The organism is Hymenobacter rubripertinctus, from assembly GCF_003583925.1.
Classification (GTDB): domain Bacteria; phylum Bacteroidota; class Bacteroidia; order Cytophagales; family Hymenobacteraceae; genus Hymenobacter; species Hymenobacter rubripertinctus.
The window spans coordinates 1-622 of record NZ_QYCN01000118.1 but is presented as its reverse complement, the minus strand read 5'-3'; the positions used below and the strand labels follow the sequence as shown (position 1 = coordinate 622).

The 622-nt window shown below is 54.5% G+C and carries 1 protein-coding gene; it reads left to right on the top strand.

The genetic code is table 11. The features are described from left to right. The coding region (locus tag D0T11_RS21785) for a helix-turn-helix domain-containing protein (protein WP_147374813.1) at positions 1 to 325 on the top strand (325 nt) is incomplete at its 5' end. Between the last annotated feature and the right edge of the window lie 297 nt (positions 326 to 622).

Below are 622 nucleotides of genomic sequence, written 5' to 3'. Positions count from 1 at the left end.
GAAGGTGCTTGGCCTGCAGCGGCAGACAGTCTACAGCTGGTTTGCGCGCTGGGAGAGTGCCGGTTTGGCCGGGCTGGCTAACGCCAAGGGCCAGGGTCGGCCGGCCATTCTCACGGCCGCCGACACGGCGCAAGTCCAGGCGGCCGTGCAGGCCAACCGCCAGCAGCTCCAGGACGTCACAGCCAGCCTGCGCCAGGAGTTGGACCGCCAGTTCTCCCCCTTGACCCTGAAGCGTTTTTTAAAAAGTGTGGTGGCTAATGGCGACTTTAGACCAGGTTGGAACAGCATACCGCATCCGGTTTCAAACCTGAAATCGTCTGATTAATTCTGAACAAGCGCTTAAGTTGCTTGGGTAACCATCGGAGGGGTTTTTACTCAAGGCACCACCAAGTGCGTAATTCCTAGTTATATACGACTTAAACACAAGTCACAAAAGCTATTATACACTCCTTGATATGATCTACTCTACCCTGCTAAATATTGCGGCATAAAACGGGGCAGTCCGACCTTTGGGGTTCCTACACCATCCAAACCCGTTCTGCCCCGTGAAGCAATGCCTCAGCGCCAAACTTACTACGCTTTTGCGACAGGTGCCGTTTGTGCGCCATTTGTCGCGTCAAAA